The sequence below is a fragment of the Pseudomonas sp. FG36 genome, from assembly GCF_057809275.1.
In genome coordinates, this window is record NZ_JBMDJQ010000001.1 from 359,001 (window position 1) to 385,075 (window position 26,075).

Annotated in this window: 25 protein-coding genes; 11 read left to right on the plus strand and 14 right to left on the minus strand. The window is 66.1% G+C overall.

Annotated elements, in window-relative coordinates:
• The first annotated feature begins 94 nt into the window (after positions 1–94).
• Both ACODS9_RS01575 and ACODS9_RS01580 read left to right on the plus strand, forming a co-directional pair.
• Positions 95–904, plus strand: a complete 810-nt coding sequence (locus ACODS9_RS01575) for a substrate-binding periplasmic protein (RefSeq protein WP_401105451.1) — start codon at positions 95–97, stop codon at positions 902–904.
• A 116-nt stretch (positions 905–1,020) separates the two neighbouring features.
• On the plus strand, positions 1,021–1,701 hold the full coding sequence (locus ACODS9_RS01580) for an alpha/beta hydrolase (RefSeq protein WP_046855740.1): 681 nt from the start codon (positions 1,021–1,023) through the stop codon (positions 1,699–1,701).
• Between the two features lie 7 nt (positions 1,702–1,708).
• Here the strand turns inward: ACODS9_RS01580 and ACODS9_RS01585 are convergent, their stop codons facing one another.
• Positions 1,709–1,990 carry a hypothetical protein gene (locus ACODS9_RS01585; RefSeq protein WP_489093088.1) on the minus strand — a complete coding sequence of 94 codons (282 nt, stop codon included), beginning with the start codon at positions 1,988–1,990 and terminating at the stop codon, positions 1,709–1,711.
• A 309-nt stretch (positions 1,991–2,299) separates the two neighbouring features.
• On the opposite strand from ACODS9_RS01585, the gene ACODS9_RS01590 reads away from it, so the two are divergent.
• A complete protein-coding gene (locus ACODS9_RS01590) occupies positions 2,300–4,387 on the plus strand; it encodes a putative bifunctional diguanylate cyclase/phosphodiesterase (protein ID WP_489093089.1) in 2,088 nt (695 codons plus the stop codon).
• On the opposite strand, the gene ACODS9_RS01595 is transcribed toward ACODS9_RS01590, so the two are convergent.
• Entirely contained in the window at positions 4,384–4,647 is a 264-nt protein-coding gene (locus tag ACODS9_RS01595) for a DUF1652 domain-containing protein (protein ID WP_489093090.1), read from the minus strand. The genes ACODS9_RS01590 and ACODS9_RS01595 overlap by 4 nt on opposite strands.
• 292 nt (positions 4,648–4,939) lie before the next feature.
• Here ACODS9_RS01595 and ACODS9_RS01600 point away from each other — a divergent pair, with 292 nt between their 5' ends.
• Entirely contained in the window at positions 4,940–6,166 is a 1,227-nt protein-coding gene (locus ACODS9_RS01600) for a pyridoxal phosphate-dependent aminotransferase (RefSeq protein WP_489093091.1), read from the plus strand.
• Here the strand turns inward: ACODS9_RS01600 and ACODS9_RS01605 are convergent.
• Complete coding sequence (locus ACODS9_RS01605; protein WP_102683921.1) at positions 6,083–6,739, minus strand: DUF1345 domain-containing protein; 657 nt, start codon at positions 6,737–6,739, stop codon at positions 6,083–6,085. The genes ACODS9_RS01600 and ACODS9_RS01605 overlap by 84 nt on opposite strands.
• A 69-nt stretch (positions 6,740–6,808) precedes the next feature.
• Positions 6,809–7,990 carry an NnrS family protein gene (locus tag ACODS9_RS01610; protein ID WP_489093092.1) on the minus strand — a complete coding sequence of 394 codons (1,182 nt, stop codon included), beginning with the start codon at positions 7,988–7,990 and terminating at the stop codon, positions 6,809–6,811.
• A gap of 216 nt (positions 7,991–8,206) precedes the next feature.
• Here ACODS9_RS01610 and ACODS9_RS01615 point away from each other — a divergent pair, with 216 nt between their 5' ends.
• A complete protein-coding gene (locus tag ACODS9_RS01615) occupies positions 8,207–9,121 on the plus strand; it encodes a site-specific integrase (RefSeq protein ID WP_489093093.1) in 915 nt (304 codons plus the stop codon).
• A 22-nt stretch (positions 9,122–9,143) separates the two neighbouring features.
• Here the strand turns inward: ACODS9_RS01615 and ACODS9_RS01620 are convergent, their stop codons facing one another.
• Positions 9,144–10,322: a type II secretion system F family protein gene (locus ACODS9_RS01620; RefSeq protein WP_401105470.1), complete on the minus strand. Its 1,179-nt coding sequence runs from the start codon at positions 10,320–10,322 to the stop codon at positions 9,144–9,146.
• Between the two features lie 11 nt (positions 10,323–10,333).
• The gene (gene gspG, locus ACODS9_RS01625) at positions 10,334–10,759 is read right to left on the minus strand and encodes a type II secretion system major pseudopilin GspG (protein ID WP_038706070.1); all 426 of its coding nucleotides are present in this window, start codon (positions 10,757–10,759) and stop codon (positions 10,334–10,336) included.
• A gap of 186 nt (positions 10,760–10,945) precedes the next feature.
• Here gspG and ACODS9_RS01630 point away from each other — a divergent pair, with 186 nt between their 5' ends.
• The 4 genes from ACODS9_RS01630 to ACODS9_RS01645 all read left to right on the plus strand — a co-directional run bounded on the left by ACODS9_RS01630 (position 10,946) and on the right by ACODS9_RS01645 (position 16,290).
• Entirely contained in the window at positions 10,946–11,545 is a 600-nt protein-coding gene (locus ACODS9_RS01630; protein WP_489093094.1) for a lytic transglycosylase domain-containing protein, read from the plus strand.
• 116 nt (positions 11,546–11,661) lie between these two features.
• Positions 11,662–13,107 (plus strand): sensor histidine kinase, encoded by a 1,446-nt coding sequence (locus tag ACODS9_RS01635; RefSeq protein ID WP_401105474.1) that lies wholly within the window; start codon positions 11,662–11,664, stop codon positions 13,105–13,107.
• A 293-nt stretch (positions 13,108–13,400) separates the two neighbouring features.
• On the plus strand, positions 13,401–14,894 hold the full coding sequence (locus ACODS9_RS01640; protein WP_367858552.1) for a sensor histidine kinase: 1,494 nt from the start codon (positions 13,401–13,403) through the stop codon (positions 14,892–14,894).
• A complete protein-coding gene (locus ACODS9_RS01645) occupies positions 14,863–16,290 on the plus strand; it encodes a sigma-54-dependent transcriptional regulator (protein ID WP_489093095.1) in 1,428 nt (475 codons plus the stop codon). Before ACODS9_RS01640 ends, ACODS9_RS01645 begins: the two co-directional genes overlap by 32 nt.
• 80 nt (positions 16,291–16,370) lie before the next feature.
• Here ACODS9_RS01645 and ACODS9_RS01650 read toward each other — a convergent pair whose 3' ends face one another.
• From ACODS9_RS01650 to ACODS9_RS01660, 3 genes are all read right to left on the minus strand, one after another.
• Positions 16,371–16,670 (minus strand): hypothetical protein, encoded by a 300-nt coding sequence (locus ACODS9_RS01650; protein ID WP_046855728.1) that lies wholly within the window; start codon positions 16,668–16,670, stop codon positions 16,371–16,373.
• Between the two features lie 108 nt (positions 16,671–16,778).
• Entirely contained in the window at positions 16,779–18,131 is a 1,353-nt protein-coding gene (locus ACODS9_RS01655) for a GntP family permease (RefSeq protein ID WP_038706074.1), read from the minus strand.
• Between the two features lie 113 nt (positions 18,132–18,244).
• Positions 18,245–18,784 carry a gluconokinase gene (locus ACODS9_RS01660; protein WP_102685267.1) on the minus strand — a complete coding sequence of 180 codons (540 nt, stop codon included), beginning with the start codon at positions 18,782–18,784 and terminating at the stop codon, positions 18,245–18,247.
• A gap of 207 nt (positions 18,785–18,991) precedes the next feature.
• Between ACODS9_RS01660 and gntR the strand changes: the two genes are divergently transcribed.
• Positions 18,992–20,011, plus strand: a complete 1,020-nt coding sequence (gene gntR / locus ACODS9_RS01665) for an HTH-type transcriptional regulator GntR (protein WP_489093096.1) — start codon at positions 18,992–18,994, stop codon at positions 20,009–20,011.
• Positions 20,012–20,126: 115 nt separating this feature from the next.
• Here gntR and ACODS9_RS01670 read toward each other — a convergent pair whose 3' ends face one another.
• Positions 20,127–21,017, minus strand: a complete 891-nt coding sequence (locus ACODS9_RS01670) for a bile acid:sodium symporter family protein (protein WP_489093097.1) — start codon at positions 21,015–21,017, stop codon at positions 20,127–20,129.
• 173 nt (positions 21,018–21,190) lie between these two features.
• Between ACODS9_RS01670 and ACODS9_RS01675 the strand changes: the two genes are divergently transcribed.
• Entirely contained in the window at positions 21,191–22,069 is an 879-nt protein-coding gene (locus tag ACODS9_RS01675) for a Dyp-type peroxidase (RefSeq protein WP_489093098.1), read from the plus strand.
• A gap of 78 nt (positions 22,070–22,147) precedes the next feature.
• On the opposite strand, the gene ACODS9_RS01680 is transcribed toward ACODS9_RS01675, so the two are convergent.
• The 4 genes from ACODS9_RS01680 to ACODS9_RS01695 form a co-directional block, all read right to left on the minus strand.
• Positions 22,148–23,434 (minus strand): alginate export family protein, encoded by a 1,287-nt coding sequence (locus ACODS9_RS01680; RefSeq protein WP_489093133.1) that lies wholly within the window; start codon positions 23,432–23,434, stop codon positions 22,148–22,150.
• Between the two features lie 169 nt (positions 23,435–23,603).
• Positions 23,604–24,371 carry an SDR family oxidoreductase gene (locus tag ACODS9_RS01685; protein ID WP_401105487.1) on the minus strand — a complete coding sequence of 256 codons (768 nt, stop codon included), beginning with the start codon at positions 24,369–24,371 and terminating at the stop codon, positions 23,604–23,606.
• On the minus strand, positions 24,368–25,159 hold the full coding sequence (locus ACODS9_RS01690; protein ID WP_489093099.1) for an SDR family NAD(P)-dependent oxidoreductase: 792 nt from the start codon (positions 25,157–25,159) through the stop codon (positions 24,368–24,370). Before ACODS9_RS01690 ends, ACODS9_RS01685 begins: the two co-directional genes overlap by 4 nt.
• Positions 25,156–25,974 (minus strand): molybdenum cofactor biosynthesis F family protein, encoded by an 819-nt coding sequence (locus ACODS9_RS01695; RefSeq protein WP_401105600.1) that lies wholly within the window; start codon positions 25,972–25,974, stop codon positions 25,156–25,158. The genes ACODS9_RS01690 and ACODS9_RS01695 overlap by 4 nt, the downstream gene beginning before the upstream one ends.
• Positions 25,975–26,075 lie beyond the last annotated feature (101 nt).

Genomic DNA, 26,075 nt, shown 5'->3' on the forward strand with positions numbered 1-26,075 from the left:
AGTTCGCCACATGGCACGTGGCGTTCGGCCATTTCTCGTGCAAACTGTGTAAGGCCACGTTATCGGTGGCGTAATCCATTGCACGAGGAACGCCATGAGCGGACGTTGTCTGGGCCTGTCTGTGTGGTTGTCGTGCCTGCTGGCCGTGGTTCCACTGCACGGTTCTGCCGCGGACAACTGCCAGCACCTCACCGCCACCGGCAACCCGGAGTACCCGCCTTACCTCTGGCGCGACCCGCACAACCCCGAGCAACTGATCGGCGCCAATGCCGACCTGCTGAAGCAGGTGGCCAAGGACCTCGGCCTGGTGGTGGATGTGGTGTATGTCGGGCCGTGGTCCAGGGCGCAGGAGGAAGTGAACAGCGGGCGCATCGACATGCTGGCCGGCTACTTTCGCACCCAGGCGCGCGAACTGCTGACCGACTTCATCAGCCCGCCCTTCCTGTTCAATTCCAGCGTGGTCTGGGTGCGCAAGGGTGAAGGCTTCGCCTACAGCGACTGGTCCGACCTGAAAGGGCGACGTGGCGGGACGCTGGTCAACAACAGCCATGGCCAGGCATTCGACGACTACGCCCGGGCGCAGCTCGACCTCGAAGCGGTGCCCAGCGTTACCCAGGCCTTCCAGAAGCTGCTGCTCAAGCGCAGCGACTACGTGATCTTCGAGCAGTATCCCGGCATGGCCCTGGCACGCACGCTGGGCAAGGAAAAGGAGCTGGAGGTACTTGAGCCTCCGGTGTCCAGCGAAGGGCTGTATCTGGCGCTATCGCACAAGTCGGGATGCAACCAGCCGGCACTGCGCGAACAGCTGGCGCGCAAGATGCGGGAGCTGGTGGCAGGGCCCTTGCCCGAACAACTGGTGGCCGAAAACCTGGAGCGTTGGCAGCGTCAGCAGGCCGGCAAGTGAATCTTTCGCGGCATTAGCCCGCGCCTCCCCCGATCCCTTTGATCTAAGGCCGCATCTACCTGCGCCTATGCTGTTGTGGCAACACCACACCCATGTTTTCTGGCGAAGGTATTCTCATGAGCAAGCCTACTGTCGTGCTTGTACACGGTTTCTGGGGCGGGGCCGCCCACTGGGGAAAGGTGATTGTCGAGCTGGCGCGCAAGGGCATCAAAGACGTGCGCGCCGTGGAGCTGCCACTGACCTCCTTGGCTGACGATGCCGAGCGCACTCGCAAGATGGTGGCGCAGGTGCCAGGCGAGGTGCTGCTGGTAGGGCACTCTTACGGTGGGGCGGTAATCACCGAGGCCGGCAACGCCGCGAACGTGAAGGGGCTGGTCTTTATCGCGGCCTTTGCCCCCGACGCGGGCGAAAGCCCTGGAGGGCTGACGCAGCAGCATCCACCTGTCGCGGCAGCGAACCTTGCGCCGGACAGTGACGGCTATCTGTGGATCAAGGCCGACAAGTTCCACGAAAGCTTTTGCCAGGATCTGTCGGCAGATGAGGCATGGGTCATGGCGGTGACGCAGAAGGCGCCGCTGGCGAGCACCTTTGGCGACACCATCAGCGACCCGGCCTGGAAACACAAGCCCGCCTGGTACCAGATTTCCAGCCAGGACCACATGATCGCCCCGGCTAACCAGCAGATGATGTCGGCGCGCTTGCAGGCGCGCAAGGTCATCACCCTGGATGCCAGCCATGCGTCGCTGGCTTCACGGGCACGGGAGGTTGCTGCGTTGATCGAGGAAGCACTGGGCTAGTTCAGCTTCAGCTCTTGCACTTGGCCACGACGACCTGGCAGGTCCGCGGCGTGCCCCCGGACCTGCCGGCGTAGCGCATGCAGCTGTCCAGCGACTTCCTGCTCGCCATGGCCAGTGTCGGACCGAATGCCAGGCCGCCTTCGCCGCTGCTGGGCAGCGCCTTGGCATAGCAGTTGGAGCCTTGGGCGGCGTAGCGGGTGCTGGCGTGCTTGCTCGAACAACCGGTCGAGACTGACAGGGCGATGGCGAGCAGGGCGAGCGGCACTGCATGCAGGGGCAGGGTGGCCATTGCAGGCTCCGGGAACGGCGTGGTGGTGTGTTGAGCTTAGCCGGAGTCGCTTCGCTTGGCTTGGTGTTTCTCGTGGTCAGGGATGCCAGATCGATGGGTTTGCCCGCGATCAACGCCATGAGCAGAAGCAAACGACAAGTGGCATTATGCCTTCAGCTACTCGCGCAAACGCTCTAACCCCTTCACTGCGGGGCTTGCGAGCGGCTTTTGGATCCATCGAGAAGCGCGAAAACCCCGTGCGTTTCAGCAAAGCTTGAGTACAATCATCGGCTTTTCCCGGGCCTCCCCGGTTCGTTCCTGGACGTGCGAATGCTGATCGGTAGTTACTCCTCCTCGCTGGTGTTGATCTCGCTGTGCGTGGCCATTCTTGCCTCTTACACGGCCCTGGACCTGACCGGGCGCATCGCCACGGCCAAGGGCCGGGCGGTGTACCTGTGGATGGGCGGCGGGGCATTGGCCATGGGCATCGGCATCTGGTCGATGCACTTCATCGGCATGCTGGCGTTCAGCCTGCCCATCGAGCTGGGTTACGACACTGCGCTGACTGGCCTGTCGCTGCTGATCGCGGTGGCTTCGTCGGGTTTCGCCCTGTGGCTGGTGAGCCAGCCGAAGCTGCCGTTGCTGCAACTGGCCTTCGGTGCCTTGATCATGGGCACCGGCATTGCCTGCATGCACTACATGGGCATGGCCGCGCTGCGCATGCAGCCGGGCATCGACTACGACCCGACGCTGTTCGGCGCCTCCCTGGCCATCGCGGTGGGGGCTTCGGCGGCGGCACTATGGATAGCCTTCCGCCTGCGCCAGCACACGCCCTATGTGCGGCAGATCCGTGGCGTGGCGGCGGTGGTGATGGGGATCGCCATCGTCGGCATGCACTACACCGGCATGGCGGCGGCCAACTTCCCGGCGGGCAGCTTCTGCGGCGCACTGGCCACGGGGCTCGCGGGCGACGGCCTGGATTACCTTGTGCTGATCACCACCCTGGCGGTGCTGGCGGTGGCCTTGCTGACTTCGGTGCTCGATGCTCGGCTGGAGGCGCGCACGGCGGAGTTGGCGCGCTCGCTGACCCTGGCCAACCAGGAGCTGACCCAGCTAGCCCTGCACGACACCCTGACCGGGCTGCCCAACCGCACGCTGCTGGCCGACCGTATCGACCAGGCCGTCGGCCGCGTGGCGGAGCAGGGCGGCTGCTTCGCGCTGATGTTCATCGACCTGGACGGCTTCAAGCCCGTCAACGATGCCTTCGGCCATCATGTCGGCGACCTGCTGCTCAAGGCAGTGGCGGCGCGGTTGCGCGGCCACCTGCACAGCCAGGACACACTGGCGCGCATCGGCGGCGACGAATTCGTGCTGCTGGTAGAGCTGGACGAGCCGGACGACGCCATGAACGTCGCGGCCAAGCAGGTCAATCTGATGGCCAAGCCGTTCCGTGTGGCCGAGCACGATCTGCAGCTGTCGGCAAGCCTGGGCATCGTGCTGTATCCCGGCAATGGCCTGGACCAGCACGAACTGCTGCGCAACGCCGATGCCGCCATGTACCACGCCAAGAGCGCCGGCAAGAACGGCTACAGCTTCTTCGATGCGTCGATGAACAGTAACGCGCGCCAGCAACTGCAACTGTTGCAGGACCTGCGCACGGCCCTGGAGCACGGTCAGTTCCGTCTGCACTACCAGCCCAAGTTCGACGCCGTGCAGCGGCTGCCCATCGGTGCCGAGGCCTTGCTGCGCTGGGAGCACCCGCAACATGGGCTGATGCTGCCGGACCGTTTCATCGGCCTTGCGGAAAAGACCGGGCTGATCATCCCGATCGGCGAGTGGGTGCTGGGTGAGGCCTGCCGACAGATGCGCCAGTGGCTGGACCAGGGCAATGAAGAGTGGCGGATCGCGGTCAACCTGTCGGCCATCCAGTTCTGCCATACCGGGCTGGTCGACAGCGTGGCCCGCGCGCTGGACGAAAACGGCCTGCCGCCCAATCGCCTGACCCTGGAAATCACCGAAACCACCGCCATGCGCGATGCCGACGCCAGCCTGCACGTGCTGCAGCGCTTGTCGGACATGGGCGTGGACCTGTCCATCGACGATTTCGGCACCGGCTATTCCAGCCTGATGTACCTCAAGCGCCTGCCGGCCAATGAGCTGAAGATCGATCGCGGCTTCGTGCGCGACCTGGAGCAGGACAGCGACGACGCGGCGATCGTCTCGGCCATCGTCGCCCTGGGCCAGGCACTGGGCTTGCGCATTGTCGCCGAAGGGGTGGAAACCGATGGCCAGCAGGACTTCCTTACCCGCCTGGGGTGCGATTCGCTGCAGGGTTATCTGCTCGGCCAGCCGGTACCGCCCGAGCAGTTCATGAAAGGATTGCAGGCACTCAAGGCGCGTCAGGCCCAGGAAGGCTAGACAGCGCTGCGCAGTGGGCTGACAAGCAGGTCGAAGGTCTCCATCTCGGCCTCGACGGCTTCGATGATCCGCTCTACATCGGTGGCATGCATGATGGTTGCGCAGGGGATGCCGGCAATGGCCAGCAGGGTTTCGCCGGTGGCCCGGTCGAACAGCCGGGCGACCATGCTGCGCGGGGCATCCATGCTGGCCTCGAAACCCAGCGGATGAAAATGCCAGCGCATCACCTGGCAGGCGTTGGGGAACGTCATCTTGTTCATGCCAGCCTCCTTGTTCGTGAACGTGGTGATTGCAAAGCGGTAACAGCCTAGGCCGTCCTGGCCGTCAGGACTCTAACCTTAGCACCTGCCATGGCAGTATTCGCTGGAAAATATGGCAGATGTACTAATGCATGACGGCGGTCACAGTCCTGTCACGATGAACGGTGGGCGCGCAGGGGGCAGGCAAACGTTTTCCCCGTGGGCCGGGGCCTGGCAGCCAGCAGCGCTCTGCTATGTTTACCGTCAGCGCTTTTCGGACCAGCGGTGCCGGCCGGCAGACAGGGAGACAGTCATGCGGTATTCCACGCTCACCCAACGCATCGCCGGTCACGCAGTCGCGGCCTGGGACATCCACTATCAGGCCCTCGAGCAGCGCCGCCTGGGGCGCGAGATCTTCCTGCTGTCGGTGGGCGATCCGGACTTCGACACGCCAGCCCCAGTGGTCGAGGCCGCTATTGCCAGCCTGCGTCGGGGCGAAACCCATTACAGCGATGTGCGCGGCAGCCTCGCCCTGCGCCAGGCTGTGGCGCGCCACAGTCAGCTGGCCGACCCCGAGCGCGTGGTGGTGACCGCCGGGGCCCAGTGCGGGCTGTTCGCGACCTGCCAGTGCCTGTTCGAGGCCGATGACGAGGTGATCGTCGCCGAGCCCATGTATGTCACCTATCACACGGTTTTCGGTGCCTGCGGCGCGCGCGCCGTGCAGGTGCCGGTGCGGCCGGAGCAGGGGTTCCGCCTGGACCCAGCGGCCGTGGCCCGGGCGATCACGCCGCGCACTCGCGGGCTTCTGCTCAACAGCCCGCACAACCCCACGGGGGCGGCTATCGGCCAGGCCGATCTGAAGTGCCTGGCGCGGTTGTGCCAGGAATACGACCTGTGGCTGATCTGCGACGATGTCTACCAGTCACTGCTGTACGACGGCGAGGCAGCGAATCCGCTGGGCCTGCCGGGCATTGCCGAGCGTTGTGTGTCGATCGGCAGCCTGTCCAAGTCCCACGCCATGAGTGGCTGGCGCGTCGGCTGGGTGATCGGGCCGCCGGAATTCGCCCGACACCTCGGCAATCTGGTGATGAGCATGCTGTTCGGCCTGCCGGAGTTCGTCATGCAGGCGGCCTGCGTGGCTCTGGATCAGGCTGGAGATGAGGTAGGGCGGATGCGCGAGGTGTACCGGGCGCGGCGCGACCGAGTGTGCGCCTCGCTTGAGGATTGCCCCGGCGTCCATGCGCATCAGCCAGCCGGGGGCATGTTCGTGATGCTCGATATACGTGGCACCGGGCTCAGCGCCCAGGCGTTCGCCCAGCGTCTGTTGAACGAAGAGGGCGTGGCACTGTTGCCGGGTGATGGGTTCGGGCCCAGCGCAGCGGGGCATGTGCGGCTGGGATTGGTGCTCGAGGCGCAGGTGCTGGCACAGGTATGCCAGCGCATCCGCAACTGTGCCTCACGCGCCCTGGCCGAGCAGCCCGGCCGCGATATTGATGGTGAAACCCAGGATCGCCGTATTGAACACGAAGCCTACCAGTGAGTGGGCCAGCACCACCCGACGCATGGCCCGTCCGCCGACGCCGATGTCGGAGGTCTGCACGGCGACATTGATGGTGAACGAGAAGTAGTGAAAGTCCCAGTAGTCCGGGTTGCGCTCGCCATCGGCAAAGCGCAGCGGGGGTTCATGGCGGTCACCGGTGTAGAACAGACGGGCATAGTGCAGGCTGAAGATGCAGCCGATCAGCAACCAGGAACCAGCCACCGTCAGCCCGGTGTACAGGTAGTGCAAGGCCAGGGCACTGCCTTCCAGGCCTCGGCTGGACACCAGTTGCAGGGTGACCGCCGCCAGGCTGGCGATGGCCGAGACGCACACGGTGATCAGCACCAGGCCGGCGTTTTCATCTTCGATGCGGGCGACCTTGCGCACCCGCTCGGCATTGGCCCGCAGGCTCAGCCACAGGACCATGGCCAGGTAAAGCCAGACGCCGATGTTCCAGCCGACGAGGATATGCTGCACGGTATCGCCGGCGGGGATCAGCCAGCCGCCGAGCAGGCCGGCCAGGGTGGCGATACTCAGGCGTGGGTGAGTGCGGGTGAGGTGGTGGAAGGCCATGCGGTCCCTTGGCGGTTGAACGTGGCTTCAACTGTAGACCAGATGCGGCCCCGTCGCGGGGCCAGCCCGCTAGCCCGGCATGCCGTCCACCCGCGCACGCAGCAGGATCGGCAGGTAGTGCCAGAGGAACAGCAGCAGCGCCGCGCTGCCGAACAATACCGACAACCCCAGCCCCAGCGGCGTGAACGGCGCCACGATCACGCGGGCCAGTGCCGCCAGCTGGATCAGTGCGAATGCCCAACTCATGCTGCGGGGTACCTGAAGAGGGCGTCCGGTATGCCCCAGGCTGACCCGCGCCATCATCGCCACGATCAGCCCGGTCATGGCGCCGACCGTCAGCGCATGGGCGGCCAGGCTAGGGTTGATCGGCACCCCGGCATGCCACAGCGCCAGCCCCAGGCAGGCGGGAATCAGCCAGGCATAGGCCAGGTGCAGCGACCACAGCAGCGGCACATGCCACAGACCACGGTCGTGCCACAGCGCCAGGCGCATGCCATGCAGCACCGCCAGGGCGGCGAACAGCACGGCCATCAGGGGGTGTGATGCATCGTTGAGCCCCAGCACATAGGTCAGCGGCAGCGCCACGCTGCCCAGCAGGCAGGCGCGGTCCAGCCAGGGCCGGGCCGGTGCCGGGCTCATGTTGCCCAGGCCGCGGCGAGTGAAGAACGGGATGACCCGGCCGCCGATCACGCTCATCATCGCCGCCACCAGCCACAGCCCGGCCAGCACGCCTCGCCGTTGCCACAGGGGGTCGTCGCGCAGCCAGCCTATAAGGGTCAGCCACTGGCAAGCCGCGATGAGCAATACCAGGCCGATGATGGGGTAGTTGTTGCGCAGCCGACGCTGGATGATCGGCCGCGCCAGGGCCAGCGCCACCAGGGGCAGGAACGCGCCCTCTATCAGCACCAGTAGCCAGGCGGGCAAGGGCAGGAACCAGCTTGCCCGACCCAGCAGCCAGAGCAGGAACAGCCCCTGCAGCGGTCGGCCACTGAGACCCGGGATGCCACTCCAGTTCTGCACCGCCGTGAGCAGGAAGCCGGCAACGATGGCCACAGCAAAGCCAAACAGCATTTCGTGGCGGTGCCAGGCGAGCATCCCGCCGGCCGGCTCGAGCGCGAAAGCGCCGGCCAGCACGCCGGCCCACAGCAGCAGGGCAACCAGGGCGAACAGGCTGCCGCCGAGGAAGAAGGGTCGAAAACCCAGGGCCCAGAGGGCCTGACGGGGGCGGGCGGTGATCGGCTGGACGAGCATGGCGAGGACCTTGGTTCGATCGAAACGGTTGAATGGGGTACCATCACGAACCATGCCAGCGTTCAAAAGCCTTGAATATCAAGGTGATGGCACCGCTTTGTGTCATTATGACTTTATTTATTTCTGGTCATTTTGACATTGATCATGGTTTAAATGACTCGTTTTGCGCCGCTTTGCCTCTGTACGCCAGGGCGGCTTTGCTACAGGATCCCCGTTGTGACCGACCTCCTGCGCAATCCGCTGCTGCAGTACCTCCCCCGCCTGGCCCCGTCCAGCCAGCTGACCATGCGCTACATCCTGCAGGACGCCGCCGACCGCCTCGGGTTTGCCGACTGTGATATCGCCGAGGTGCCCTGGCACCGCCTCGAGCCCGGCCATGTGATCGCCCTGGTCGCGGCGCTGCGTGCCGATGGTTATGCGCCCAACACATCGTCGTTGTACGTCAATGCCGTGCGTGGGGTGATGAACGAGGCCTGGCGCCAGGGTTTGATCGAGCACGAACAGTTGTTGATGATCCGCGAGGTCAAGCCAGCCGCCGGTAGCCGCCTGCCACCGGGACGCAACCTGCGGCGCAGCCTGATCCGCGAGCTGATGGACGTGTGCGCCGCCGACCCGCGCCCACAGGGTGTGCGAGACGCAGCCATCCTGGCGTTGCTCTACGGCACCGGGATGCGCAAATCGGAATCGGTCGATGTGAACCTTGACCAGGTGGATTTCCAGGAGCGCAGCGTGCAAGTGCTGGCCAAGGGCAACCGTCAGCTGGTCAAGTATGCCCCGGCCTGGGCCTTCGACAAGCTGCAGGCCTGGCTCGACCTGCGTCGCCAGCACCTGCCGGCCGGCGAGCGCGACGACAGCTTCCTGTTCAACCGCATCCGCCGTGGCAGCCACATCACCCACGCGCGCATCACCAAGCACGCCATCTACTACATCGCCCGCCAGCGCGGGGCACAGGTGGGCGCCAAGATCATGCCCCATGATTTCCGCAGGGCATTCATCACCCGGGTGATCGAAGAGCACGACCTGTCGATCGCGCAGAAGCTGGCGCACCACGCCAATATCCAGACCACGGCCGGGTATGACCGACGGGACGACAACGAGCGGCGCAGGGCGGTGGAGCGGTTCGACTACTGATCACTGCATTTGCCTGCGAGCATCAGTGAATGCTCGATGCCAGCTCGAAGATCGGCATGTACATCAGGATCACGATCAGCCCGATCAGCAGGCCGATAAAGGTCATCAACAACGGCTCGAACAATTTCACGAACCACTCTACCCAGCGGCCGATCTCCTGGTCGTGGAAGTCGGCGCAACGTTCGAGCATCTCGCCCAGGTTGCCCGATTGTTCGCCGGCACGCAGCAGACGCAGCGAGACGGGGGTCACCAGTTGGCCGGCCTGCAGCGCATCGGACAACGGCAGGCCCTCGGCGACCCGTTGACTGGCCTGCTCCAGGCCCTCGGCCGCAGTGCTGCCCAGCAGGCCGCGGGCCATGCCCAGCGCGGTGAGGATGGGGATGCCCCCTTGCAGCAAAATCCCCAGCGACCGGTAGAAGCGCGCCAGCTCATACATCATCAGGCGCTGGTGCAGCGCGGGCAGTCGGCGCAGCAGGCGGCCGGCGCCACGGCGCACGGCCGGGTGGCGGCGCAGGGCGACCAGGGTGCCGACTCCGACAAGCGTGCCCAGTCCCAGGGGCAGTTGCTGGGCATGCAGGAACAGGCCGATTTGCATCAGCATCCGCGACAGCCACGGCAGTTCGGTGCCCATGCCCTCGAACACCAGGCTGAAGCGGGGCACCACGTACCCTAACAAGAACAGCACCACGCCGCCGCCCACCAGCAACAGCAGCAGCGGGTAGACCGAGGCACCGACCAGCTTCTGGCGGACCAGATCCAGCCGCTGGCGATAGCTGATGTAGCGGGTGAGGGCGTCGCCCAATGCGCCGGTGCGTTCGCTGGACTGCACCAGGGCCACGTACAGGGTGGGGAACACTCGCGGCTGCAGGGCCAGGGCCTGGGACAGCGAGCGCCCCTCATAGAGTTGGCGCACCAGTTGCTCCAGGGTCTTGCGCGTGGCGCCGCCGGGGGCTTTCTCGGCCAGGCTCTCGAGGGCGTCGATCAGCGGCAGGCCGGCGCCGAGCAAGGTGGTCAGCTCCTGGCTGAACAGCATCAGGTCGAACGCCGCCACGCGTCGTCGCAGGACCAGGCCCTGGCTGCGCACGCTGAGCACACGCAGCCCCTGGTCCTCGGCCTGGCGCCGGGCCTGGTCGCTGTCCTCGGCCTCCACCTGCAATTGCACCACGCCCTGGCTTCCCAGGGCCTTGAGCTGATAGCGCATGGCCGGGTTCCTCATTGCCAACTGGTGATTTCGGCGTTTTCACCGTCACCACCGGGTTGGCCGTCCTTGCCCATCGACAGCAGGTCGTACTCGCCGCCGTTCTCGCCGGGCTGCTTGTAGATGTAGGGGCGGCCCCAAGGGTCCTGTGGCACGGCCTTCTGCAGGTAGGGGCCCGACCAGCGCGCTTCGCCACCTGGCGCGACCACCAGGGCCTGCAGGCCCTGCTCGCTGCTGGGGTAGTGGCCGACCTCCAGGCGATAGAGGTCCAGGGCCTTGCCCAGCCCCTCGATCTGCGCCCGGGCCACCTTGGCCTCGGAGCGGCCCAGCTGGCTGAAGTACTTGGGCGCGACGATGCCGGCCAACAGGCCCAGCACCACCAGCACCACCAACAGTTCGAGCAGGGTGAAGCCGCGTTGGGTACGGATGCTGCGTTGCATGGTGAAACCCTCCGGTGCATTTACCCCTGCCATGCAACAGCCGTGCACGTCTGCTCCGGGCCCTTGCGCCATGGGCCGCAGCAGGCGGCACGCGGCTTGCGTCGTAGTCGCAAAGCCCGGGTTAACGGGGCATCTCCCCCACATCGGGGGTCACGCTTGGGTTATTTGCGGCGGGAGGCGAACGACATGCGAGGACTGATCCTGGGGCTGGTGGCGGGGCTGATGACATTCGCCGCCCAGGCCGATATCTATGTCTCGAGCGATGGCAAGGGCGGCTTCGTACTGTCCAACGTGCACCGGCCGGGCCGGCATTACGACCGGGTCATCAGCGAACGCCCGACAGCGGGCGGGCCGGTCAATGCGCAACTGATCACCGGGCGACCCTACGCCGACCTGGTGGCGGCCGCCGCGCTGGCCCACGGTGTACCGCAGGCGTTGCTGCACGCGCTGATCAAGGCCGAGTCCGGCTACAACCCCAAGGCTCGCTCGGCCAAGGGCGCGGCGGGGCTGATGCAACTGATGCCGGACACGGCGAAGGAAATGGGCGTCAAGGATGTACTCGATCCACAGGCCAACGTGCAGGGCGGGGCGCGCTACCTCAAGCGCATGCTCACGCTGTTCGACAACGACATCACGTTGGCCGTGGCGGCCTACAACGCGGGGCCTGAGGCGGTTCTCAGCCGTGGGCGGGTGGTACCGCCGTTCGCCGAGACCCAGCGCTACGTGCCTAATGTATTGCGTGACTACCGTCTGCTGCGCGGGCTGGATGGGGATGCGCCGCTTTGAGGGGGTGGGTTTTCAAGGTGTTCGCCGCAAGTGTTGCAGCGCCAACCACCTGATGACCCATGCTTTCCCCAACTTTGGGCTATAACCTCTAGAGGTGCCCAGCCGCGGAGCCCGCCATGGACCTCGCCCCCCGTCACGACACACTGCTGCCGACCGAAGCCGTCCCGGCGCGCAAGCCATTCGACCTGCTGCGCTGGTACGCCTGGGTCAGCCTGGCGATCATCCTGTCGGTGGGGGTTGGCCTGGGCCTGATCTCCAGCCGCTTCATCATCGACGAGAGCGTCGAGCGCGATGCGTTGCTCACCGCCCAGTTCATTACCTCCATCGCCGACGCCGAAGTGCGCCATGTCTCGATTCCCAATGTGCGCACCATGGGCGAGCTGCTCGATCCGCGCACCGACCATGCCTTGCCCGATGTCGACCCCGAGGCCCGGCGCCGGGCCCGTGGCGAGTTCCTCGACCATATTGCGCACCTGCCGGACATGCTCCTGGCCAATATCTACGCCCCCGACCGCACGGTGATCTGGTCGAGCAACCCGGCGCTGATCGGCAAGCTGATCGAGTCGGACGACGACCTCGACCGGGCCTTCGAGTACAAGATGCGAGTATCGGCCAGCTACCACGACTTCGAGCAGGCGCGCAGCGAGCAGAAGTTCGTCACCCCGCCCGAGCAACTGTTCATCGAGAACTACATCCCTTTGTTCGACGCCGACGGCGAAAACGTCACGGCGATGGTCGAGATCTACAAGGAACCCCACGACCTGATCGTGCGCATCGAGCACGGCCTGCTGCTGATCTGGCTGGCCATCGCCGTGGGTGCGGGCCTGGTGTACGTCGGCCTGTACGGCATCATGCGCCGCGCCGCCCGGCTGATGGCGGTGCAGCAGAAGCGTCTGATCGGTAACGAAACCTTCGTGGCCCTGGGCGAGGTGTCGTCGGCGGTGGCCCACAGCCTGCGCAACCCGCTGGCCAGCATCCGTTCCAGCGCCGAGCTGGCCCAGGCATTCGACGATGGCCCGGCGCAGAAGAACATCAGCGACATCATCAGCCAGGTCGACCGCATGTCGCAGTGGGTGCGCGAACTGCTGCAATCGCTGCGTCCGCTTGGCGATGAAGCCGTAGCGGTGGACGTGGCCCAGAGCCTGCGCGACAGCTTGCAGGCGTTTGCCCAGGCGCTGGAGCGCGGCGGCGTGCGGTTGCTGCTGCCTGAGCTGCCAAGCGTGCAGGTGCTGGGTCAGCCGGCGCTGCTCGGGCAGATCTTCAGCAGCCTGATCGCCAACGCCCTGGAGTCGATGGAGGCCGGTGGCGAGCTGCGTGTTGAAGTGGTGCGCAATGATCGGCGCAATCTGAGCCTGCGGCTCTCGGATACAGGCAAGGGCATGAACGAGCAACAGCAGCGCATGGCCTTCCGGCCATTCTTCACTACCAAGCAAGGCGGCGTCGGCGTGGGGCTGATGCTGGTGAAAAGGATCATGGAGCGCTTCGGCGGCTCGGTGCGGTTGAGCAGCCGTGAGGGGGCAGGGACCCGGGTACTGCTGAATTTTCGGGTGGCTTCAACTTAACCTTAAACTATAGATTTTGATTCTAATGCGCTGATATATAAGGAAATTATCTGAGCTGGGTAACCATTACCCAAAAGTGGGGATTTATCCAACAAACAAGATTAATAAAGATCAGCAACGTAATGATTTATAAGGAAAAATTATAAATTCGTATTGCTGGCTGGTTTTTTGCTAGACCCCTCGCAAGCCTGCGCTGACACCTTCAGCAAAGGTCCGATGGAATCACTTTGCTACCACCGGTAGCAGAGCAGCATGCCGGTGAATCTCATCGGCCTCCAGGTGGGAACGATGCGATGCAGACGCTCGAAAACGGTGCCCCCGACAAGGCCGCGCCTCCCGCCAGCGGGTTGGCCACGCCGCTGCACGAGTTCAACCTGCTGCGCTGGTTCTCGCTGGTCAGCCTGCTGATCATCGCCTCGGTGGCCGGTGGATTGGGCTATGTGTCGACGCGTTTCGTGGTTCAGGACAGCGTCGAGCGTGACGCCATGCTCACCGCCCAGTTCATCCAGGCCATGGCCCAGGCCGAGGTGCGGCACTCGCAGCTGCCGCCGGGCATCACCATGGGCGAGTTGCTCGATCCGCGCCTCGACCAGCAGCACCTGCAGTTCACCCCTCAACTGGCCGAGTCGACCCGGGTGGAGTTCCTCGACCACGTCGAACACTTGCCCGACACCTTGCTGGCCAATGTCTATGCCCGCGACCGCACGGTGGTGTGGTCGACCAACCCGCACCTGATCGGCAAGCGCATCGATGAAGATGACGACCTGGAACACGCCTTTCGTTCGCGCAAGTCGGTGTCGGCCAGCTATCACAAGGCCGACGAGGACCGCGAAGAACAGAAGTTCCAGCGCGAGCCCCGGCACCTGTTCATCGAAAACTACATCCCGCTGTTCGACAGCCAGGGCGAGCAGGTGCTGGCGATGGTCGAGATCTACAAGGAGCCGCATGACCTGGTGCGGCGCATCCATCGCGGTTATGTGCTGATCTGGGCTTCCACCCTGGTCGGAGGGGCGCTGATCTACTTCGGGCTGTTCTGGATCGTGCGCCGCGCCGCCAGCCTGCTGCATCACCAGCAAGACCGCCTGGTGGCCAGCGAAACCTATGTGGCCCTGGGCGAGATGTCCTCGGCGGTGGCCCACAGCCTGCGCAACCCGCTGGCCAATATCCGCTCAAGCGCAGAACTGGCCCAGGACATCGCCAGCCCGGCGGCGCAGAAGAACATCGGCGACATCATTACCCAGGTCGACCGCATGTCGCGCTGGGTTCGCGACCTGCTGGTGTCGCTGCGCCCGACCAGCGACGAAGCCGAGTCGGTCGACCTGGTGGCGGCCGTCGAAGATGCGCGGCAGGCCTTCGCCCCGCAGATCGAGCGCAACAACGTGCGCTTCGCCTTCGACGGGCCAGCGACGCAATGGGTGGCCAGCCAGCCGTTGCAACTGACGCAGATCCTCAACAGCCTGTTTGCCAACGCCCTGGAGGCCATGCCCCAGGGTGGCGAGCTGCGCGCCGAGGTGCGCCAGCTGGAGGGGCAGCAGGCGCAACTGCAGCTCAGCGATACCGGCAAGGGCATGAGCGAGCAGCAGCGGCGCATGGTGTTCAAGCCGTTCTTCACCACCAAGCAAGGCGGCCTGGGTGTTGGCCTGGCCCTGGTCAAAAGGATTATGGAACGCTTTGGCGGCGCGGTCGAGCTGACCAGCCGCGAAGAGGAAGGAACCCGCGTCAGCCTGACTTTCAATATTGCAGCGGGAGGGGACCATGGAGCACAGCATCCTGGTGGTCGAGGATGATGAAATCCTTGCCGACAACATTCGCACCTACCTGAACCTCAAAGGGTTCGAGGTCACGGTGTGCCACAGCGCGGAACTGGCGCTGGAGCAGATCAAGCGCGCCCGGCCCGACGCCGTGCTGACCGACAATTCGCTGCCCGGCATGAGCGGCCACGACCTGTTGCGCACGCTGGTGGAGCAGGCGCCGGAGCTCAAGGTGATCATGATGACCGGCTACGGCAACGTCGAGGACGCCGTGTTGGCCATGAAGGAGGGCGCGTTCCACTACCTCACCAAGCCGGTGGTGCTGGCCGAGCTCAAGCTGATGCTGGACAAGGCCCTGGCCGCCGAGCGCATGGAGCGCACGCTGTCGTTCTACCAGGAGCGCGAGGCGCAGAAGTCCGGGTTGCAGGCATTGATCGGCGAGTCGCCGGCCATGCTTGACCTCAAGCACACCTTGCAGCAGCTGCTCGATGCCGAGCGGCGCATGGCCAGCGGCGATCTGCCGCCGGTGCTGGTCGAAGGCGAGACCGGTACCGGCAAGGAGCTGGTGGCGCGCGCCCTGCATTTCGACGGCAGCCGGGCCAAGGGGCCGTTCATCGAGTTCAACTGCGCCTCTATTCCCGCCAACCTGCTGGAGGCCGAGCTGTTCGGCCATGAGAAAGGCGCCTTCACCGATGCCAAGGAGCGTCGCGTGGGCCTGGTCGAGGCGGCCGACGGCGGCACCCTGTTCCTCGACGAGATCGGCGAGATGGACCTGGTGCTGCAGGCCAAGCTGCTCAAGCTGCTGGAGGACCGCACCATTCGCCGTATCGGCGCGGTCAAGGAGCGCAAGGTCGACCTGCGGGTGATCAGCGCCACCAACTGCAACCTGGAGCAGATGGTCCAGCAGGGCAAGTTCCGCCGCGACCTGTTCTTCCGCCTGCGCATCATCGCCCTCAAGGTGCCGCGCCTGTTTGCCCGTGGCCAGGACATCCTGCGCCTGGCCCGGCACTTCCTGGCCCACCACGGACGGCGCTACGGCAAGCCCAACCTGCGCTTCTCGGCCGAGGCCGAGGCGCTGATGCTGGGTTACAGCTGGCCGGGCAACGTGCGCGAATTGCGCAACATGCTCGAGCAGACAGTGTTGCTGGCGCCCAGCGAGGTGATCGGTGCCCATCAGCTGAACCTGTGCATGACCCTGGTCGACGAACCGCTGGCGCCGCCGGCGCAGGTACTGGCATTCGAGGCGCCACGCCATGAACCACCGGCAGCCGCCAGCCTGCCGGACATGGAGCGCGACATGGTCTGCCGCACCCTCGACCGCACCGACTGGAACGTCACCAAGTCGGCACGGCTGTTGGGGCTGTCGAGGGACATGCTGCGCTACAAGATCGAAAAACTTGGACTGACACGGCCGGACAAGCGGCAGTGGTGAGCCGGGCCGCAGGCTGGCACTTGCTGCTGCGGTGACAAGGAGGGTGTGGGAGCGGCGCATCACCGCCGCTCCCGCAAAGCTTATGGCTTGCCGCCGTTGCCTGAGCCTGCGCCTTCACGCCCCATCCCCTCCGAGCCGCTGTCCCCCATCCCCGGCAGGTCGCGATCATTGTTCTGTTCGGCTGGCGGGCTGTCCGGGTCATTGCCCTTGATCCGCGGGTCGGTATCCCGCGGCATGGGCTTTTCGATTGGGTTGAGGGTGCTGTCCACGCCGGGCTTGGGCGCCGGGTTGTGCGGGTCGTCAGGGTAGGTGGCGCCGGTACCGGCGGCGAATGCCAGGGGCGAGGCGAGCAGGGCGGCAAGCAGGAAGGAACGTTTCATGCGGGCAAGCTCCTTTGCGATGACAAGAAGTCGGCCCTGCCTGCGCAGGGCCTCGTTCTCATATGGGCCATGACCCCATCAGCAAGGTGCCATCACGGCGACCAACGGTCACACCACCATCGACAGCAGCATGATGAAGATGATGCCGACCACCGAGAGGATGGTCTCCATCATGCTCCAGGTCTTGAAGGTCTCGGCCACGGTCATGTTGAAGTACTGCTTGACCAGCCAGAACCCGGCGTCGTTGACGTGGGACAGGATCAGCGAGCCGGCGCCGGTGGCCAGCACCAGCAGTTCACGGTTGACGCCCGGCACCAGGTCGATCACCGGGGCGACGATGCCCGCGCCGGTGATGGTGGCCACCGTGGCCGAGCCGGTGGCGATGCGGATCACCGCCGCCACCAGCCAGGCCAGCATGATCGGCGAGATCTCGGCCTGCACCGCCATCTGCCCGATCACGTTGCCCACGCCGGTGTCCACCAGCATCTGCTTGAAGCCGCCGCCGGCGCCGACGATCAGCACGATGGCGGCGGTGGGGGCCAGGCTCTGGTCGAGCATCTTCATGATCTGCTGGCGGTTGAAACCACGGGCCGAGCCGAAGGTGTAGAAGGCCAGCAGCAGGGCGGCGAGCAGGGCGGTGATCGGGTGGCCGATCAGGTCCATCCACTGGCGCACGATGTGCTCGGCCGGCAGTACCACGTCGGCGAAGGTCTTGAGCAGCATCAGCACCACCGGCAGCAGCACGGTGATCAGAGTCACGCTGAAGCTGGGCAGGTTCTGCTGGTTCGACTCGCGGGCGATCTGGTCCATCAGCTCCTGGGACGGGTTGCCCGGGATGTAGCGCGAGATGAAATTACCGAACAGGGGGCCGGCAATCACCGCCGTGGGCAGGGCCACCAGCAGGCCATAGAAGATGGTCTTGCCGATGTCGGCGTGGAAGATGCCGATCGCCAGCAGCGGCCCCGGGTGCGGCGGCACCAGGCCGTGCACCACCGACAGGCCCGCCAGCAGCGGGATGCCGATCTTCACCAGCGACACGCCGGAGCGGCGGGCGACGATGAACACCAGCGGGATCAGCAGTACGAAGCCGATCTCGAAGAACAGCGGGATGCCCACCAGGAAGGCGGCGAACATCATTGCCCAGTGCACCTTCTGTTTGCCGAAGGCGCGGATCAGGGTCTGGGCGATCTGGTCGGCGCCGCCGGAGTCGGCCATCAGCTTGCCGAGCATGGTGCCCAGGGCCAGAACGATGCCGACGAAGCCGAGCACGCCGCCGAAGCCGTCCTGGAACGACTTCATCACCTTGGCCACCGGCATGCCGGAGGTCAGCCCGAGAAAGCCCGCGGCTATGGTGAGGGCGACGAAGGGGTGGACCTTGAAATGGGTGATCAGCAGGATGAGCCCGACGATGGTGACCAGCGCGTCAAGCAGCAGGAAGGTATCGGTAGCCAGTCCGAACATGGTTCGTGAACCTCGGTCTTTTCGTTGTTGTTTTGGTATCGCGTGTCTTGCGTCATTGCGCCTGCGAAGGCATGGAGACAGCGCTGTCTTTGGTGAGCCGGAAAACCGCCGGATCAGGCAGTCCGCGCCAGCGCCTGCTCACCGCAAGGCTTTAGCCACTGGTGAACGTCCTCGGCCAGCGTAGGCAGCGGGCGGGTGGCGTCCAGGGCCAGGGTCAGGGGCTCTGCGTGCGGCGGCTCGAGCGCTGCGAACTGGCTGTCGATCAGGCTGGCCGGCATGAAGTGACCGGGGCGCGCCAGGACGCGCTTCTCGGCTTCCTGCGGAGTCAGCTCGAGAAACACGAAGCACAGTTCGGGCACGGCCAGGCGCAGGGTGTCCCGATAGCGGCGCTTGAGGGCCGAGCAGGTGAGGATCGGGCGTTCACCCGCAGCGAGGGTGGCCTGCAGCTCCTCGCCCAGGCGCACCAGCCAACCGGCACGGTCGTCGTCGTTCAGGGGAATGCCGGCGCTCATCTTGGCGATGTTGGCGGCGGGGTGGAAGGCATCGCCTTCGATCAGGCGGCCGCCGCTGCGGGTGGCAATGGCGGCGCCGACGCTGCTTTTACCGCAGCCGGCCACGCCCATGACCACGATCGCGGACAGGGAAGGGTTCATCTGTACCTCCTGCTGGGTGAGATAGCGCTGTCTCGGTCGGGACGAGCCGAAAACCATGCGCCACCCTCCCGGGTGTTATTGATCTTGTCTTTGGCAGTATGGACGCTGAACGCATGCCTGCTACCAAGATTGCATTGCCTGCATTCAGAGACAGCGCTACCTTAGTGACCGTTCCCCATTCCTGCAAGCAGTAAAATTACAATACTCATGTCCCGTACTGGCTCGCGTACCACTGGTCGTCCCACCCTGGCGGAAGTCGCCAGGCTTTCCGGGGTTTCCCCCATCACCGCTTCCCGCGCCCTGCGGGGCGTCAGCACGGTCGCGCCGGAGCTTGCGCAGAAGGTCATGGCCGCGGCGTCGAGCCTCGGCTATGTCGCCAATCCGGCTGCCCGTGCCCTGGCGTCGGCGCGCAGCCAGTCGGTGGTGGTGTTGATCCCCTCGTTGTCCAACCAGCTGTTCATCGACACCCTCGAGGCCATTCACGAGGTGATGCGCCCCCGTGGCCTGGAAGTGCTCATTGGCAACTATCACTACGATATCGCCGAGGAAGAGAACCTGATCCGCAACTACCTGGCCTACCAGCCGTGCGGCGTGCTGCTCACCGGCTTCGAGCGCAGCGAGGCCTCGCGGCAGATGCTGGCCGCGAGCCGGGTACCGTGCGTGCACATGATGGAGCTGGGCGGCGAGGGCGATGCCTTGTCGGTAGGGTTCTCCCAGCACGCGGCCGGGCGCGCCGCGGCGCGGCACCTGATCGAGCGTGGCCGCCGACGCCTGGGGTTCATCGCCGCGCAGCTCGACCCTCGGGTGATGCAGCGCGCCGAAGGCTTCCGTCAGGCCCTCGCCGAGGCCGGTCTGCAAGCCCCCGAACTTGAAGTGCTCGACCCGCAACCCTCGTCCATCGGCCTGGGCGGCACGCTGTTCAGCCGCCTGCTGGCCAAGGCGCCGGATGTCGACGGCATCTTCTTCTGCAACGACGACCTGGCCCAGGGCGCGGTGTTGCAGGCCCTGCGCGAAGGCATCGAAGTGCCGCGCCGGGTGGCGATGGTCGGTTTCAACGACCTGCCGGCCTCGGCGCACATGGTCCCGCGCCTGACCTCGATCCGCACCCCGCGCGCGGCGGTCGGGCGCGGCGCGGCGCAGGCGCTGCTGGCGTTGCTCGATGGCAAGCGGGTGGCTACCGGTCAGCAGGACCTGGGCTTCGAGCTGATGGTGCGGGAGAGTTCCTGAACGGCCACAGGCGCTCTACCTGCACAAGATGGATGCGGATATCCCACCCATGGACCTGACCCGGCCTGAACATTAACGTTCGAGGCTCTGGCCATGTCCCTGGGATTCGACTATCTCACAATGGCTGCTCTGCCACGTTCTCCAGTGCTTGCCCGCGGCTGAACCACCAGCCGAACCCCGCCGCGGTGAAGAACATGATCAGGCTGTAGATCGCCGCCGGCACCGCCATGGTCGCGTTGTTCAGCAGCGACGGGCTCAGGGCCAGCGCGATGGCCAGGGTGCCGTTGTGGATGCCGATTTCCATGCCGATGGCGATCGCCTGGCGTTTCGGGATGTTCAACAGGCGTGGCACCCAGTAACCCACGCCAAGGCTGAGCAGGTTGAACAGCAACGCGGCGCCACCGACGATCGGCGCGTACTCGACCACGGTCTGCCAGTCCTTGGCCAGGGCCAGGACGATGGTGAAGGCCAGGAACAGCGCCGCGACGATCTTCATCGGCTTCTGCATGCGCGCGGCGAAGCGCGGCGCCCTGTGACGGATCAGCATGCCCAGGGCCACCGGCAGCAGGACGATGGCGAACACCTGCATGACCTTGGCAAATTGCAGGGGAATGGCCTGGTCCGATGCCATGAACCACATCAGCGAAAGGTTCACCAGCAGCGGCATGGTGAGGATGGCGATCAGCGAGTTGACCGCGGTGAGGGTGATGTTCAGCGCCACGTCGCCGTGGGCCAGGTGGCTGAACAGGTTGGCCGTGGTGCCGCCGGGCGAGGCGGCCAGCAGCATCAGGCCCACCGCCAGTGCCGACTCGAGGCCAAAGCCGTTGGCGATCAGGAAGCACACCAGTGGCAGCAGCAGGATCTGGCAGGCCAGGCCGATCACCACCGGCTTGGGGTACTTCACCACCCGGGCAAAGTCGGCGAGGGTCAGCGACAGGCCCAGGCCGAGCATGATGATGCCCAGGGCCAGCGGCAGGAGGGCGGTGAGCAAGGGGGAGGCGGTCATGGGCGGTCTCTCGGGCGAAGGATCCCGAGGAGTGTAGGTGGGTGCGCAATGATAGCTAATCGCGTGTGGACGATCTTGGTAACCGTTTGTTACTGGCCTGATGACGCCATGTCGCGTTGCGATGCCGGGCCTGTGGCAGTAGCATTCGCGCTTTTGCCGAGGATTAGCCCGTCATGCCGTTCCAGCAAGGTCTGCTTGCCACCCCGGTGCCGGCCCACGCCCGTCACCTGTTCTTTGCCCTCGATTCCCTGGAGGCGCTGCCCGCCGCACTGGACCAGCTGTTGCCGCAGGTCGATGGCCACAGCCTGATCCTGGCCGTCGGCGCGCCGCTGGCCAAGGCCCTGGGCCGTGAGGTGCCGGGCCTGCGCAGTTTCCCGCAACTGGACGCGGTGGTGGAGAACCCGGCGACCCAGCACGCCCTGTGGTTGTGGCTGCGCGGTGCCGAGCGCGGCGAACTGTTCCTGCGCGCCCAGGCCTTGCAGCAGGCGCTGGCGCCGGCCCTGCGCCTGGTCGACAGCGTCGACGGCTTCCTGCATCGCGGCGGCCATGACCTGACCGGCTACGAAGACGGCACCGAGAACCCGGTGGACGCAGACGCCGCCGCCGCTGCCATCGTGCCGGGCGACATCCCCGGCCTGTCGGGTTCGAGCTTCGCCGCCTTCCAGCTGTGGAAGCACGACCTGGGCTACTTCAAGTCGCTGCCCCAGACCGAGCAGGACAACATCATCGGTCGCCGCCTGAGCGACAACGAAGAGCTCGACGACGCGCCCGAGTCGGCCCACGTCAAGCGCACTGCCCAGGAGAGCTTCGCGCCCGAGGCGTTCGTGGTGCGGCGCTCGGTGGCTTGGACCGATGAGCGCGGCGCGGGCCTGGCGTTCGTCGCCCTGGGCTTCTCGCTGGACGCCTTCGAGGTGCAGCTGCGGCGCATGAGCGGGCTGGAGGATGGCGTGGTCGATGGTCTGTACCGCTTCAGCCGGCCGCTGAGCGGCGGCTATTACTGGTGCCCGCCGCTGGGTGAGCAGGGCGCCGACCTGCGCCTGTTGCTGGGCTGACAGGTCCTCATCGCGGGGCAAGCCTGCTCCCAGGCCCCGGGCCTGATGCCCATCGGCGTGGGCTTGCCCCGCGATGACTCAGAACGGCACCGCCACCGTCAGCTGGCTGTAGACGTTGGTCCCGCTGCCCACCTGGTTGCCGCCGTTGCTTTCATCCTTGCGCGGCTTGAACAGCCCCAGCAGCGGGGTGACGATCAGGTGCTCGTTGACCGCCCATTCCACATACAGGTCCAGCTCCTGCGCATCAAGGTTCAAGGTGTCGCGGCTACGCACCGTGTCGAAGTCGAAGAACAGCGCGCCGAGGGTCAGATTGTCCCGTGGCGTGGCCTTCAGGCCGACATGGTGGATGCCACTGTTGGTGTTGAACGGCCCGGCGTAGTTGCCGGCGACCTCGCCCTGGATCCACGTGCCGTAGCCGCTGGAAAGCCCTGTGAACAGCAGGTCCCAGCCTGCGGAGTAGCGGGTGTAGCGGTAGGTCAGCTGCGGCGCCCAAGGGGTGTCGGCGAAGGTGTAGGCCGCTTCGCCGTACCAGGCCGTCTCATTCCCCCCGCGCTTGTCCTGCCAGGCATATTCGAAGGCTAGCCGAGTGTTTGCCAGGCCCGCACTGCCTTCGCCCCGCACGCTGTATACATCCATGCCTTCGCGGGCCTTCTGGAACTCGCTGGCCCACTGGTCGGCCACGTCGATGCCGTGGATGTAGGTCAGGCCCAGGGTACCCAGGTCATGGGTGTAGTCCAGGGTGCCGGCCGCCAGTTCGGTTTCGGCCTGGGCGCGGTTGTCGGACTTGAGCCACAGCACACTGCCATGCAGCCCCTCCTGGCCGCCCAGGCGCAGCACCGCGGTGCGGTCGAAGGCGTGGCGCGCGCCCAGATAGAAGCCGCCGCCACGGTTGAGCTGGCCGTCGGCCGGGCCCTTGCCCAGGTTGGGACCGTCGTCGTTGATCAGGAAGCCGTTGCCCAGGCGGATCACCTGGCGGCCACCGGACAGGTCCACGCCATCCTTGCCCAGCAACGGGAACAGGTCGCCCGAGCGCCAGCCCAGGTAGGCGTCCTCGATCTTGGTGGTGCGTTCGGAGCCGTCCTGGTTGCCGCCGGCGTCGCCGTCGCCCCAGGCGCCTGAGCTGACCCAGTTGAGGGCTCCGTACAGGCTGCCGTTACCGGCCAGGCCCTGGTCGCCGCTGAGGCCGTACTTGATGAAACCTTCGCGCCAGGTCGAGCCACCGGGGGTGCCATCGTAGTTGTGGCGGCTGTTGAACATGCCCCAGACCGCGAGCAGATCGGCGTTCAGGTGGCTGTCGTCGTCGGCGTACAGCTCGTAGGCCGGGCTGGCCTGGCCATGGACCAACAGGGTCAGTGCCGTGGCCATTGCGGTGCGACGTGGAGTGAGACGCATGGATCGATCCTCGTTTTTTTGTGTGCGGTCTTGAGTGCCGCGTTGTTGTGGAGGCAGTGTCGAAAGGCGACGGGCTATTAGCGCGTGGAACGCTGGCGGTGGTCTTGCCCGTGGCTGCCAGCGCTCTTGCATGTCGCCGCCATCACAGGCGTGCGGCGGTCTCCGGCAGGGTGGCGCCACCGTCGACCACAAGGGTCTGGCCGGTGATGTAGCGGGCGGCGTCGGAGGCCAGGAACAGCATCGCGGCAGCGATATCGGCGGGTTCCCCCAGTCGCCCCAAGGGCACGCCCGCGGCGATCCGGGCGTTCAGCCCGGTATCGCCGAGGTTGCCCATGGCCGGGGTGCACACCATCCCCGGTTCCACGCCGTTGACCCGTACATTGAACTGCGCCAGTTCCAGTGCGGCGTTGCGGATGAAGCCGTTGACCCCGGCCTTGGACGCGGCGTAATGGCTCAGGCCCGGATAGGCCACCCGTGGGCCGGTCACCGAGGAGGTAGCCAGCACGCAGCCGCCACCTTGGCGGCGGAACAGCGGCAAGGCGCCCTGGGCAAGCCAGAACAACGCCCCCAGGTTCACCGCCAGGGTCCGTTGCAGCAGCGCCGGGTCGATCTCGGCGAACGTGGTGAGCGGGAAGTACGCGGCGTTGTGCACCAGCACATCCAGGCGTTCGAGCTTGGCCAGCAAGGTGCCGATCGCACTGGGGTCGGCCAGGTCCAGCGTTTCCCCACGCACGTCGTGACCCAGGGCCCGCTGTGCCTCCATCAGGCGCTCAAGTGCTGGCGAATCGAGATCCACGGCCAGCACCTGGGCACCGCCCCGCGCGAAACCCTCGACGATGGCCTGACCGATCCCGCCCGCCGCACCGGTGACCAGCACGGTGCGACCCTCGAAGTCGTAGCGCGCGTTCATGCCGACGGCTCCAGGTGGGTGAAGGCCAGGGTCGGCAGGTCGACCACGGTCGAGCCACCGTCAGCGGCGATCACCGCGCCGGTGACGATGCTGGCCTCGGCGCCGACCAGGAACTGGCACACGGCGGCTATTTCATCACTGCTGGCCGGGCGGCGCAGCGGTACGTCGGCGGTGACCCGGCGATAGGCGGCATCAAGGTCCTCCTGGTGGTGGTCCATCAACGCCTGCATCTCCTTATCCGCCATGGGCGTGCGCACCCAACCCGGGCAGACGCAGTTGACCCGCACGCCGAATGGTCCGTAGTCGCGGGCCAGCGAGCGGGTCAGGCCGACCAGGGCATGCTTGGCGGTGGTGTAGCCGCACACCTCGGGCCCGGCCGCCAGCGCGGCGATGGAGCCCAGCAGCACCAGGCTGCCACGCCGCTCGCGTAGCAACGGCAGGCACGCCCGGGCAGTGTGGAAGGCGCTGTCTAGGTTGCTACGCAGAGCCTCGCGCCAGGCGCTGTCGCTGGTCTGCTCGACCGTGCCCAGGCCATGGCCGCCGGCGCAGGCAATCACCGCGTCGAGGCCGCCGAAGCGTGCGCGTACCTGCTCGATGAACCCCACCCAGTTGGCACTGTCCGCGGCATCGCCGGCCAGCACCAGGCCATCGCACTGCCGCGCAACGCGCTCCAGTGCCTCACGGCGGCGGCCCACCAGTGCCACCTGCCAGCCCTGGCGGGCCAGGCGCAGGACGCAGGCTTCACCGATGCCGCTGCCGGCCCCGGTGACCAGCACGCTGCGGCTCACTGCGCATGCTCCGTGCGGTTGAGCACCCGGCAGTGGGACGACACCGGGAAGTTGGCCAGCGCATCGAAGCCGCCGCCCTGGTAGCCAAATATCTTGCCGTCGCTGCGGTGCCGCGCCAGGTCGATCATCACCAGGCCCAGGGTGGGCACGATCTTCTCGCACCAGACGAACAGGTACAGCTGCTCGGCGATTTTGTAGTAGTACGCCCGGTCGGTGTCGCACAGCCCCTGTTCGACGCCCTTGAGGCACTGCCAGCTGTAGTAGTTGGCGTTGAGGTAGATGTGCTCGTACTCCTCGGTTGGGCTGTAGCGGTAGTGGTTACGCAGGCCAACCAGCTCGGTGGTCGGCGCGTGGGGGCAGGCGCCGGCCTGCCAGGGGCTGTCGAGGCTGCCGTGCAGGAAGCTGGCTTCGACGCCGGTCAGTGCTTCGCCGGCCAGGGCCAGGGCGTACAGGCCGTGCTGGGTGCGGGCCTGGTCGGGCAGGCGGCCGAGCACGGCGGTGAAGGCCTGCGCCAAGGTGTCGAGCACCAGCGACACCGACCAGGCCTGGCCGGCCTCGTGCTTGATGAAGTCGACCAGGTAGATACCGTGGCGCACGGAGGTGGCCCGATACCCCGCGCTGCCGCTGCTGTGGCCGTCCGCCGCGTGCCAGTGCAGGCGCTCGCTGTCGAAGCGGTGCTCGATGATCCAGCCATTGGCGAAGTGCAGGGTGAGCGAGCGCCCGGACAGGTCGGCCAGTTGCGGCAGGATGAAGGCCTCAGGTGCGAAGCCTTCGGCGAGGGCGCCCACGGTGATCCAGTCGGTTTGCTTCGGCATGTCGTTGACTCCTGTGTTGGGATGCTGCCCGGCATTTACGCGGTAGAACGCCGCCAGCGACGCCGGCACCTGCTGGCTGAAGGCCTGCAGGCAGTAGTGGC